We start from the raw sequence: 12282 nt of genomic DNA, 5'->3' as shown, positions 1-12282 counted from the left end.
AGCTTCATGATCATTATGAACATCCTTTCTGTGGGGTACGTAAATCTCACCTGGTTTAAAGGACTGTAACAGTTGAACTAACTGATCAATTATCTGTCGATGTTGATGATCAGGCAGATTTTGTAACGAGCCATCTATTTGATTAAGAAAGTGAATGTGCTGATATGTAACACCTAGCATATTTAGGGCATTTACAGCTTCTTGTTGGCGAATATCTATGATTTTTTCGGATGTAATCCCGTTAGAAATACCATGTCTGCCATCAGTCATAAAAACCACCTCTACAGGCACTTCTAGTGACCGTTTGAGGGCGATTAAACCACCACACCCTAAAGTTTCATCATCTTGATGAGGTGCAAAAATTATTGCAGATTTATGACTTACTACTAATGGCTGACTTCTAAAATGCAAAATCCAATAATATAGGATACTAGTATTAAGAAATCGCAGCATAATCCCCAAAAAGTATCTTAATTTACTGACATTTTTGGGATTATTCATATCCTGTACCTCATATTGATAAATATGGTGTAATTAATTGCAAAATAATGCTAATTAGGCTGAGTGATTGATTTTTTATACATATTTTGTAAAGCTAAATATAGCTTACCCTTGATAGTAATTCCACGAATACAGTTAAAGTTATTAACAATTTCTCCTCCAAATTTTTGCTTAAATTCATTGATTCGGAGTTTTTCTTCATCTTTATTTCCTATATACCATCCTCCAAAATCATAAATGGGTATTCCTGATTTTTTAAATCTTAAAATATCTTGCCAATGATGGTAGCGATTGGCTCTACCTAACAGTGATTGAAAAGAAGTATCTTTTTTATTTTTGATTGATGCGGAATTCAAAAGAAAACTGCGATTCTTATTACGATAATGAGCGTGCCAAACTAAAGAGTTATCATCTTCTAACTTGATGCGAGAAAGATCAAACACACCTGCATTGGCAAGATTATTTAATTTTAATCTATTGATTATTGGTAATCCTTTCTGGATGGCAAATACATCATAAAAATCAGCAAATTCATTAAGTATTTTAGCACTTATATCTTCCCAATATTCATAAATGATACCATCCTTTTTCTCTGCTCGCCTAATCTTATATCTATCATTGCTACTAAGACTTTCCCACAATTCATCATGGCTTTTAGTGAGGTCTATTAGTCTAGTGTAGACTTCTTGAAACTGAGTATGTTGCATTGGTTGTGATCGATGCCAATAATAAAGCACATCTAAATTAGAAAGTTTATCTGGTTCTTCATCAAACCAGACCTCACCAATAGAAAATATTAATTTTTTTTTGACTATGATCATATTTTATTACCTCAATTTGTTGATATACATAACATCATGTCGAATTGGCACTAAGATAAGCTACTATGCTCAATAAGGGATCAAAACAGGACTTACGCAAGAACTCTCTGAAACCCTCTTGAATTCTCCCAAAGGGAGACGCTACGCGAACGTGTCCTTCTACATTGAATAAATAAAGATGTATGTGTATATAGGTGAAACAAAATAAATGAATAATCACAAATTAATTAACGAATTTGTAAATTTTTCCTGACTTCCTGTGGTATATTTTCCGTACTAAAATATTCGTTGGCATGATAAAAATGTCTGCTAAGTTCATTTTTATCAATTAGCCCATTAATGACTAAACCTAAAACATTGTAACCACATCTTTCTAACATTTCTTGAACAGTATCAGCACTACTGTTATCAATAACTCCAGGACTAGCTACTAGCAAAATTCCATCAGACATTTGACTTAAAGTCAGAGCATCAGCAGCCAGGAGTAAAGGAGGAGAATCAATAATTACAATATCATAGTGTTCAGAAAAATACTGAATGAGTAATGCCATACATTCAGAGTCAAGTAATGCTAGAGGATTTGGTGGTCTAATTCCAGCCGTCAGGACATCCAAATAATGCGTTACCCGATATACGGTTTCGTTGAATTGAGACTGACCCACCAGTACATCACTCAAACCAGCTGTATTGCTAAGTTCCCAAATTTTCTGCTGAGAAGGTACTCGCATATCTGCATCAATTAGTAAAACTTTACGTCCTAATTGCGATATTGCTAAGGCCAAATTAGCCGAAACTGAAGACTTACCTTCTTTGGGAACAGAGCTAGTGACAACTATAGTTTTTAATTGTTTATCTGAACTTAAGAATTTCAAATTTGCTTGCAGCATTCGATACATTTCACTGGTCAAAGAATAAGGCCTATCTCTGACAGCAATAGTCGGAGTTATTGATTCTGTATTGTGGGGATACAAACTCATGGCGTTGTGAGATACTGGAGAAGTAGGGATTATTCCCAACAAGGTATATCCAAATACTTGTCTAATCTCCTGTACCGTTTTGAGAGATTTGTCTTTAATTTCTACAACTAGAACAGTTGTAGTTGATAAGAAAGCACCAAAAATGACGCTGTGTGCAACTACAATAATTTTATTCTTTAAGACTAGTTTTTCTGGAACTATAGCCTGAGCAATTATCCGAGCATTTGCTGTGTTTTTATTTTCAGCTACCTGTAGTTCTTGAATTTTCCTCAGTAAATTTTGATATGTAGATTGAGTAATATCTAGTGTTCGTTGTAACTCACGCTGAGTTTTTTCTAATTGAGGTATATTTTTTGCACGCTGTTCATAAGCAGCACGGGAGTTAGATAGAGAAGTTAGCCTTTGAGTTAATCCCATGCGCTGCACTTCTGAGCGCACAAAATCAGCAATTAGCCCTTGTTTTAGTTCGCCAATTTGCAATAGACTTGGGGGAACTGTGGTGTGTTCATTCAGCATTTGGTTAATTTGCTGTTGTAGCAGGGTTTTTAAGTTGTTTTTTCTTGTTTCTTGGTCAAGGATTGTAGGATGTTCTTCTGAGAACCGACTACGCTCTGTTGCTAACTGTCTTTCCATCTCTTGGTATTGTGTCAGAACTCCCTGTACAGCAGGCGATTGACTCAAGCTACTCATGGCGATCGCTTGCGGGGAATCGAGACCGACTTTTTTACGTAGTTCATTGCTTTGAGCTGTAGCCTCATTGAGTGCAGCTTGAAAGGTGTTAATTTCTGTGTCTAAACCCGCAATAATTGTCACAGCTGACCTCGCCTCTTCTGTGAGGTCTACAATGTTATTTTCCTGCTTAAATCTGCTGAGTGCTACTTCAGCATTGCGTACAGCTGCTTGAGTTTGAGGAAGTTGCCTAGCCATAAATTGCCGAGTTGCTTCTGCATCAGTGCGATTTGTCAGAATGTCATTTTCTAAATAAACATTCATAACGCTATTAACTACGACTGCTGCTTCTTCAGGATTACTACTTTTATAAGTAATCTGCAATACATCTGTGCCGCCAATAATGTTCAGATCCAATTTTTTGGCTAATTCCTCAACTTCTAGCGGTTCACCTTTGTGGTTTTTCAATTGGAGTATGTCTATTGTCCTTTGCAACAAAGGATGGGAAGTGATCACCCGGATTTCTCACAAAGAAATCAAAAAAAGGGGTCAAAAACTGCGAAAATGTATATATACAAAGCATTTCAGCAGTTAAAAAGCATGACCCCAGTCATAACAGATTGTATACCAAAACAGTTCACCTTTGAACAAGAAAAATTACCGCCAGTAGTAGTAAATTTCCAGGGTGGTTTAGTAACATCTGATGCCGGATTAAGCTTAATTGCGGATATAGATCGAAAACTGCAAATCACATCAAGATTGGCTCAATGTTTCCAAGATTACCGAGAGCAGAATCGCAGTTTACATTCAGTAGAAAGCTTGGTTGCACAACGGATATATGGCTTAATAATGGGATATGAGGACTTAAACGATCATGAAGAATTACGTCATGACCCAATGTTTGCTTTAGCGCTAAGAAAAAGAATAGGTCAAAAAAATCAACCAGTTATATTAGCAGGTAAAAGTACATTAAATCGTCTAGAGCATTGTCCAGAAAATGTAGAACAAGGCGGAGAAAGTAGATATCATAGAATTGGGCATTCCGAAGCCGCAATTGAAAGTTTATTTGTAGATATATTTTTAGAGTCTTACTCATCACCACCACGAGAAATAATTTTAGATTTGGATGTAACTGATGATTTAGTACATGGCAATCAAGAACAGGTTTTTTTCAATACTTATTATGGAGGATATTGCTATGCTCCACTTTATATTTTTTGTGGTAAACATTTATTAGCTGCTAAACTACGACCTTCCAATGTAGATCCAGGATCAGGGGCATTAACAGAATTACAGCGCGTAATTAAACAAATACGAAGACAATGGAGTAATGTAGAAATTTTAGTGCGTGGAGATAGTGCTTATTCACGAAACGATATTATGGACTGGTGTGAAGCACAAACCCAAGTTAACTACGTATTTGGATTGCCACAAAACAGTCGTTTAATTAAGATGGTTACGGCGAGTCAAAACAAAGCCAAGCAAGAGTTTGAGGAAAAACTGTCCACAGTTGTTTAATTTTTAGAAACTCTATTTGTTCCAGATATTGAACTTCAGACTTCCGCATCACATCTAATTGATAGTTCAATTTGGTATCGAACTCTGGATTATCAAACTCGTGAATCATGGAGTCGTAGTCGTCGTGTTGTTGCTAAAGTTGAGTATGGAACCAAGGGAAGCAATATTCGTTTTGTTGTCACATCAATTCCTGCAAATAAAATAGCTCCCGGCAAACTTTATACCCAAAAGTATTGTCCTAGAGGTGAGATGGAGAATCGCTTTAAGGAACAACAACTGGAGCTTTTTAGCGATAGAACTAGTACCCATACATTTGCTGGGAATCAATTACGTTTGTGGTTCTCTTCTATCGGTTACGTTTTAATGAATGCGTTACGAAGCCAATGTTTGATTAAAACCGAATTACAAAATGCTTAAGTTGGAACTATCCGTACTAAATTATTGAAATTAGGAGCATTGATTACTGTGAGTTAGAGTCAATGTCGGGCTAAAAGACCAAAGGCTAGAAATTACGGCAAGCCCTACTAATATCCAAGTAAACCAATCCTTACCAAAGACATAAATTACCTTTTTCCATCTTGTAATCAAGAGAAATATTGTTAATACATAATTTACTAAGAAAAAAATTGGAATTAGGCGGTAATCAGATGCTTGTTCTAACCCGTCTCCTTCACTAAAACCTCCCGAAATAATTACGTATAGCAATCCCTTTGAATAAAGTAATAAGGAAACAATTGTGAAGGCTTGTTCAGCCAATACTATAGCTTTTTTCATTTTCTCCTCTGAGAACCGGAATCGTCGATTTAGCAACTAAAAGTTGGCGTTTTTGGATGACAGAGGCGATCGCAAAAGCCCATGTTTGCAATTGTCTATATATAGGTTGTGGTAGCAGAAACAGTAAGTAGGCCGCAACCAGGGTTAATAGGGTGCGGCGTGGTTCTTCTAGAAGAATGCGCCAGTAGGCAGCTAAGGCGTGATGGTTGAGTTCTACCGCTACTGATCCGGCTCCTTGATTCACGGCTCTGCGAGCTATGGCTGTTAGCTGATAGGCTTTCGCGGCTCTTTCCCATTGCATTATCAGGTCTGGAGCATAAGTTTGCACTTTTTTCAATAGTCTTTCCCATGCTTCTGCTTTCTTGAAAAACTGGTGTGAACCTCCTTCTGAGTGCATCCGATACTGCATTAAAACTTCAGGTATTCCCGCAAACGTTAGTTTAGACTTGATCGCAATCCGTAACCAACATTCAGTATCTTCTGTGTATTGCAAATGCCGTTCTTCATCAAAATAAAAGTCTTCTACAGTACCGTAAAGATTGTCTTGAAATTTAATGACTTCAAATACTTCTCGACGAGCAACTAAATTGGAGCCACTACCAATAGGGTCACGCAAAAGTATATGCTGAGGGGTAATGTTTTGTGTTTTAGGTAGTTGATAAAGACCTAGTGATTTTCCTTCTGCATTAATGAAAGCCACATAACTATAACTAACTCCCACATCTGGGAAATTATCTAAATGATTAACGTGCTTTTCTAATTTTGTGGGTTTCCAGATATCATCAGCATCAAGAAAAGCAATATATTGCCCTTGCGCTTGGCGAATTCCTGTATTTCTAGCTGCTGCTGGCCCTCGATTTTCTTGACGAATAATTTTAATTCTAGAGTCTGTAAATTCTTGACAAATTTCTATGCTTTTATCAGGAGAATCATCATCAATAATTAGCAGTTCAAAGTTGGGATATGTTTGTTTTAGAACCGATTTTATAGTGTGAGCAATATATTTTTCAGCTTTGTAAACCGGGATAATCACAGAAACTAATTTCATGGGCAGATAGTAGGGATGATAGAATTTTCTTTGGGGAATTGAGTATTTACATTTATTATTAATCATTACTCGTTTTTCATAATCTCAATAAACCTGCATCTATTAAACATTTTAAACCTCCAAATTCCTGCTATTGCTATCCAATGCAATACTAAAAATTATTAGTAGGCACCGTCTTTAGTCAAAACTACTTGAATTGTTTTGAGCAATATTTCAAAATCTAATCGCAATGACCAATTTTCAATGTAGTTAATATCCAAGTTAATAACTTTTTCAAAATCTACAATTTTAGAACGTCCAGAAACTTGCCAAAGACCTGTAATACCAGGTATTACTTCATGGCGGATAAAATGATGTTCTAAAAACCTATCTACATCTCTAATTGGTAGAGGACGAGGACCCACTAGGCTCATTTCTCCCAGCAATACATTGAAAAGTTGTGGTAATTCATCTAGGCTATAACGACGGAGGAATTTACCAACACGGGTCACACGAGGGTCATCTTTTATTTTAAAGAGAATACCATCTTTAGTTTCATTGAAAGCCTCTAATTCTTTTTGTAATTTCTCAGAATCAGCCCGCATGGTACGGAATTTCCATATTTTAAATGGTTTTCCCCGTAATCCTACACGTGTTTGTTTGAAGAATATGCTTCCAGGGGAATCAAGTTTAATAGCTATAGCGATCGCTATATAAATAGGAAAGAATAACAATAACAATAAAACGGTAGCAAAAAAATCAAAGCCCTTTTTGATTAGTAATTGTAACCACCATTTAAATAGATGAATAGATAAGCTATTGATATTCTTTTTGAACCTTACATGAATAATGCCAAATAAAAGATTCATACCTGTCAAAATCTCCAGGAAAATCTACAAAAATAATTAATGGTTGCACAAGAAGACTTCTAGGATGTGTTATTTATTATTATTTATTTGATCCGATAATTAAGTTTTTATCACCTTTTTATTGCTAGGTCAGGACAATTTGGCATAAATTTTACAAAAACATCCTGATATGAAATTTAGGCATAAAAAAATATATAATTCCACCTTCTACCGTTATCAGCTAGATGGAGCCGATATATGCAAATATCAAAAGGCTCAGATACTCCAATTCTCAAAACCTTGGCAATAATCAAGTGACTAATATCAAGTCTGGTTAATTAGTTACAATTACCGCAATTTAATACCGCCCATACCGGAAGCTAAGAGGGGAGATAAAGCTGTGATTTGGCGATTTTTTGGGTCTAAACAGCTTTAAAATCAGATAATTAATTCTGTGCGCGTTTTGGTTTTTAGTGCTGTTGTTTACTATTCATATTGATGCGATCGCTCAATTGATGTAGGGTTTGTGCTAAACCGCGATCGCTTTGGAGGAGTTGGGCAATTTTATCACAACTATAAATCACCGTTGTATGGTCTTTACCACCAAATTCTTCACCAATTCTTGGCAAACTCAAATCAGTGTGTTGACGCATCAGATACATTCCAATTTGCCGCGCCCAACTAATTTCTCGTCGCCGGGAGTTACTTTTTAGGTCTTCAATTGATATAGCAAAAGTATCACCAATAACCGATAAAATCACATCTGGAGTAGTTGCTACTTTCTCGCTTTGTCTTTCTAAAACTGGTGTGATATTTTCCACTGTCATGGCTAAACCCCAAATAGAAATATAAGCCAGCGCCCGAATTAAAGCTCCTTCCAACTCACGAATATTGTTCGTATAGTTAGAAGCAATATATTCAATTACATCCCTGGGGAGGCGAATATTTTCATATTCAGCCTTTTTTTGGAGAATTGCCATCCTAGTTTCTAAATCTGGAGTTTGCACATCAGCAATTAAACCCATAGAAAACCGGGAACATAGACGTTCTTGTAACTGAGGAATGTGGTTAGGTGGACGGTCAGAAGCGATCACAACTTGCTTGCCAGCTTCATGTAAGGTATTAAAAGTATGAAAAAATTCTTCTTGTGTATATTCCTTACCCTCAATAAACTGAATATCATCTACTAACAACACATCAGCAGCCCGATAATGCTCGCGGAAAGTTTGCATACTATCATTACGGATAGCTGTAATTAAATCATTAGTAAATTGCTCGGTGGATACATAAAATATTTTAGAATCTGGGCAAATTTCCCAGCGATAATGACCAATAGCTTGCATCAGATGGGTTTTTCCTAAACCAACACCACCGCATAAAAATAAGGGATTAAACTCTCTCCCTGGCGATTCTGCAACAGCCAAAGAAGCGGCGTGAGCCATGCGATTGTTAGCACCAACTACAAATCGCGAAAATACATATTTAGAATTTAAGTTTGTTGTGGGTTGCTTTTTTTGAGGCACGCTTTCAGTGGTCATGCTTTGGCTAGGTACATCCCAAGTAACTTCCGATTCACCCAAATTACTAACTTGATCACCCTGCACAACTGTAATGTAGATTTCTACGGGATGACCCACAATATCTTGCACTACATTTGCAATGGTGTTGATGTAATATTTTTGTAACCAATTACGAGCAAAAGGGTTAGGAGTAATTATGATCAAGCAATTATTTTCTAAGCGTTCAGCGTGAGCAGTTTTTATCCAAGTTTCAAAGGTGGGACGGGATAATTCTAACTGTAGACGCTTAAGCACCTGACCCCACAAACTGTCAACGGGAATTTCCATTATTTACCACCTTTGCTACTAATAGTCACAATAGAAGATATCAGAAGGTACTAATTTAGTATTGATTAAGTTTTAGACCTGAGACCAGGTTTTGAGTTGTAATCATTCTAAGGACATACCAGTAGGCAATATCCTACCACCACTGAATAGCACGGAGAAGCAAAGGCACATGAAAAAAACAAAGCATAACTTGCAAGTCCCAGATATTGACCCCTGGGGGTTTCTCCACAGGAGAGAATCAAGCAATATGATCAAGTTGATGCTATTGAATGGGGTAGCAGTGGTATCCCTTAGCGGTTGCTCGTTTCTACCGGGGAGAATCTTTGAGAGTCAAACAAATAATCCTCAGTCTCAGGTTACGACTCAAAATACCAATGATCATAGTCCGGCTCTGACTACTCCAGCCTTTACTTCCTCATCTGGTACAGATCCTAACTTTGTTGTCGCAGTTGTACAACAGGTGGGAGATGCAGTAGTTCGCATTGATGCGTCTAGAGTAGTGCAGTCTCGTCGTTTTCCCACTGACCCATTTTTGCGGCGGTTTGGTAATCCAGGGCTATCACAGCCTAGAGAGCGAGTACAGCAGGGTAGCGGCTCTGGATTCATTATTACTTCCTCTGGTCAAATTTTGACTAATGCCCATGTTGTAGACGGTGCTGATTCTGTAATTGTTACCCTCAAGGATGGTAGGACTTTTGATGGGAGAGTGCTGGGTGAAGATCCGGTAACAGATGTGGCTTTAATCGAAATTGAGGCTAATAATCTGCCAATTTTACCCATAGGCGACTCGGATACCTTGCAACCAGGAGAAGCGGTAATTGCCATTGGTAATCCTTTAGGATTGAATAATACCGTTACCTCTGGCATACTCAGCGCTACGGGGCGTTCTAGTAGTGATATTGGGGCGAGTGATAAGCGGGTTGACTATATTCAAACGGATGCAGCTATTAACCCTGGTAATTCTGGTGGGCCATTACTCAATTCCCGTGGTCAGGTAATTGGGATGAATACAGCAATTATTCGCGGCGCTCAAGGGTTAGGATTTGCCATTCCCATTAATACTGTACAAAGAATTTCTCAGGAATTGATCACTAAAGGTAGGGTCGATCATCCCTACTTAGGTATTCAAATGGTAACTTTGACACCAGAAATTAAAGCTACCATCAATAGAGATTCAGGCGATCGCTTAAATATTACAGCAGATCAGGGTGTTTTATTGGTGAGTATTGTACCGCGATCGCCAGCGTCTTTGGCTGGACTCAGATTGGGTGATCTGATTCAAAGTATTAATAACCAACCTGTGACTAAAATCGAAGAAGTTCAAAAACTGGTAGCAACTAGCCAAATTGGTATTCCTTTACAAATACAAGTGGAGCGCAATGGACAAGTTATATCAGTAGCAGTTAGTCCTGCACCTTTACCAGCCGAAATACAAAGCTAATTATGCCTGAATTAATGCCAATTATGCAATTGGGCAATCCTATATTGCGCCAAACAGCAGCTTGGGTGGAGAATATTCCAGATGAACACATTCAAAAGTTAATTGACGACTTGATGCTAACAGTTGCTCAGGCTAATGGTGTGGGAATTGCTGCGCCTCAAATAGCTGCATCCTATCGTTTATTTATTGTGGCTTCTCGTCCGAATCTGAGGTATCCCAACGCTCCAGTTATGCAGCCTACTGCTATGCTCAATCCCAGAATCATTGCCCATTCTCCTGAAATTGTCAAAGGTTGGGAAGGTTGTTTAAGTGTTCCTGGTATTAGAGGTTTAGTGCCAAGATATCAAACAATTGATATTGCATATACTGACCGTAACGGCAAATTACAAAAACAAAAGTTAACTGATTTTGTGGCTCGGATTTTTCAACACGAGTATGACCATCTCAATGGTGTGCTGTTTGTAGATCGGGTTGAGAATTCTTTTGATTTGATTAGTGAGGTTGAATATCAAGAAACCATCATAAATAAGAGATAAATCAAGATATCTCTCAAGGAAGAGACTGGACACTGAAGCCTATGGTTATATTTAACCTATTGTTAACCTTAGTCTTAGTGTATCTTGACTAAATGAGTATAAGTATCAGTAGTTGTGGGTGGAATCCGCAGATGATCATTTCTTCTGAGCTTCCAAGTCATGATATGAATGAAAATATCAGCCCAGAAGTTGCACAGCCACAAATGCAGTTTTCTGCTGACATATTCCAAATTGTTCATGCCACAAATGGGCGCATCCGCATCCGCGCTACTGACGGTAATTTTAAACCAAAATTAGAGACTATATCCCAAAATTTGCGCCAGTACCAAGGTGTGAGAGCAGTTTTTGTTAATCAGCAAACAGGTAGTTTGGTAGTGACATTTGATGAGAATTTACTATCAATGACGCAAATGTTGGGCATACTTCAAAAGTTTGATATTCAACAAATTCCAGTTAGCAATGTAGATGCTTTTGCGGCGTGGAAATCTCGTAATTTTTGGCAAGAACAATCTGTTTCTTTGATTCCCTTGGTGACAGGTTTGGCGGTAACTGAAGGATTGGGAATCAGTGGTTTGGCAGCAATTCCAGTGTATATGATTACTGCAAATGCAACTCGTCGGGTAGTTGACTATCTAGAACCAAAATTTTCGATGTCTGATTTAGCAAAAACTACCCCATCTGTAACAATTAGCGATCGCTCTACTCTGGAAACGCCATTATCTCATACTCCCACCCTCACTTATACTGTTGTTCATGCCATACCTGGAAGAATCAGGTTTCATCTACCGCGACTCGCCGAAGATCAAGCCTATGGGCGACGACTAGAAAAGTTATTGAAAGCAGATACCCAAGTGGTGAACGTGCGAGTCAATTATCATGCAGCATCCATTGCGATCGCCTATCAACCTGCTAAAGTAGCTGTAACTCATTGGGTAAATTTAATAGAATTGGCTGGGGAAACTCACCCATCTGCAAATTCTGTGAAAATGTCTAGTGAATCTGCTGAAATTATCCAGCCAAATGAATCAAAATTATGGGCTGAGATGAAATATCCAGGAATGTATTTTTCTCTGGATTACATGGCCAGGCTCTCATTATAGCTCAAATAACCGTACTTCATTTACGTATATAAAACAGCAAATCTGCAATCAGTCACCTAATTCCACCATTAAGAAACTTCCAAATAAAAAACCTCTCATATCATGTCCGTTTAATTAGTTACGATTACCACAATCATGTCACCCCACGTAAGCGAGGAGGGGAGATAAAACAAAGGTTTAGCAGGTTTTCGCGTTTCGTAAGTAGGGCTGGCTGAAGAACTCT

The 12282-nt window shown here is 37.8% G+C and carries 9 protein-coding genes and 2 pseudogenes; 4 read left to right on the top strand and 7 right to left on the bottom strand.

The window, feature by feature from the left end; all coding sequences use genetic code 11:
* The 3 genes from VB654_RS00175 to VB654_RS00165 form a co-directional block, all read right to left on the bottom strand.
* Positions 1-501, bottom strand: a 501-nt coding sequence (locus VB654_RS00175; RefSeq protein WP_323211212.1) for a PIG-L family deacetylase, incomplete at its 3' end; no start/stop codon positions are given.
* Positions 502-551: 50 nt separating this feature from the next.
* Positions 552-1322, bottom strand: coding sequence for a hypothetical protein (locus tag VB654_RS00170; RefSeq protein WP_323211210.1), 771 nt, complete (start codon positions 1320-1322; stop codon positions 552-554).
* Positions 1323-1549: 227 nt separating this feature from the next.
* Positions 1550-3436 (bottom strand): GumC family protein, encoded by a 1887-nt coding sequence (locus VB654_RS00165; RefSeq protein ID WP_323211208.1) that lies wholly within the window; start codon positions 3434-3436, stop codon positions 1550-1552.
* 132 nt (positions 3437-3568) lie between these two features.
* On the opposite strand from VB654_RS00165, the pseudogene VB654_RS00160 reads away from it, so the two are divergent.
* Positions 3569-4900: pseudogene (locus VB654_RS00160) on the top strand (IS1380 family transposase); the annotation flags it as partial.
* Between the two features lie 33 nt (positions 4901-4933).
* On the opposite strand, the gene VB654_RS00155 reads toward VB654_RS00160, so the two are convergent.
* From VB654_RS00155 to dnaA, 4 genes and pseudogenes are all read right to left on the bottom strand, one after another.
* Positions 4934-5260: a hypothetical protein gene (locus VB654_RS00155; protein ID WP_323211206.1), complete on the bottom strand. Its 327-nt coding sequence runs from the start codon at positions 5258-5260 to the stop codon at positions 4934-4936.
* Positions 5235-6308, bottom strand: a complete 1074-nt coding sequence (locus tag VB654_RS00150; RefSeq protein WP_416235646.1) for a glycosyltransferase family 2 protein — start codon at positions 6306-6308, stop codon at positions 5235-5237. The genes VB654_RS00155 and VB654_RS00150 overlap by 26 nt, the downstream gene beginning before the upstream one ends.
* Positions 6309-6469: 161 nt before the next feature.
* A pseudogene (locus VB654_RS00145) lies at positions 6470-7063 on the bottom strand (exopolysaccharide biosynthesis polyprenyl glycosylphosphotransferase); the annotation flags it as partial.
* Between the two features lie 542 nt (positions 7064-7605).
* A complete protein-coding gene (gene dnaA, locus VB654_RS00140) occupies positions 7606-8982 on the bottom strand; it encodes a chromosomal replication initiator protein DnaA (RefSeq protein ID WP_323211204.1) in 1377 nt (458 codons plus the stop codon).
* A gap of 169 nt (positions 8983-9151) precedes the next feature.
* On the opposite strand from dnaA, the gene VB654_RS00135 reads away from it, so the two are divergent.
* The 3 genes from VB654_RS00135 (at position 9152) to VB654_RS00125 (ending at position 12059) form a co-directional block, all read left to right on the top strand.
* Entirely contained in the window at positions 9152-10423 is a 1272-nt protein-coding gene (locus VB654_RS00135; RefSeq protein ID WP_323211202.1) for an HhoA/HhoB/HtrA family serine endopeptidase, read from the top strand.
* A 2-nt stretch (positions 10424-10425) separates the two neighbouring features.
* Positions 10426-10959, top strand: a complete 534-nt coding sequence (def, locus tag VB654_RS00130) for a peptide deformylase (RefSeq protein ID WP_323211201.1) — start codon at positions 10426-10428, stop codon at positions 10957-10959.
* Positions 10960-11090: 131 nt separating this feature from the next.
* Positions 11091-12059 (top strand): HMA2 domain-containing protein, encoded by a 969-nt coding sequence (locus VB654_RS00125; protein WP_323211200.1) that lies wholly within the window; start codon positions 11091-11093, stop codon positions 12057-12059.
* Positions 12060-12282 lie beyond the last annotated feature (223 nt).

This window comes from Nodularia sp. UHCC 0506, assembly GCF_034931045.1.
Classification (GTDB): domain Bacteria; phylum Cyanobacteriota; class Cyanobacteriia; order Cyanobacteriales; family Nostocaceae; genus Nodularia.
This window is presented reverse-complemented; position numbering and strand designations above follow the sequence as displayed.

Coding starts and splice junctions, on each gene's coding strand:
- VB654_RS00135 (WP_323211202.1), top strand. CDS start 9,152: ATGAAAAAAACAAAGCATAACTTGCAAGTCCCAGATATTGACCCCTGG.
- VB654_RS00125 (WP_323211200.1), top strand. CDS start 11,091: ATGATCATTTCTTCTGAGCTTCCAAGTCATGATATGAATGAAAATATC.
- dnaA (WP_323211204.1), bottom strand. CDS start 8,982: ATGGAAATTCCCGTTGACAGTTTGTGGGGTCAGGTGCTTAAGCGTCTA.
- VB654_RS00155 (WP_323211206.1), bottom strand. CDS start 5,260: ATGAAAAAAGCTATAGTATTGGCTGAACAAGCCTTCACAATTGTTTCC.
- def (WP_323211201.1), top strand. CDS start 10,426: ATGCCTGAATTAATGCCAATTATGCAATTGGGCAATCCTATATTGCGC.
- VB654_RS00170 (WP_323211210.1), bottom strand. CDS start 1,322: ATGATCATAGTCAAAAAAAAATTAATATTTTCTATTGGTGAGGTCTGG.
- VB654_RS00150 (WP_416235646.1), bottom strand. CDS start 6,308: ATGAAATTAGTTTCTGTGATTATCCCGGTTTACAAAGCTGAAAAATAT.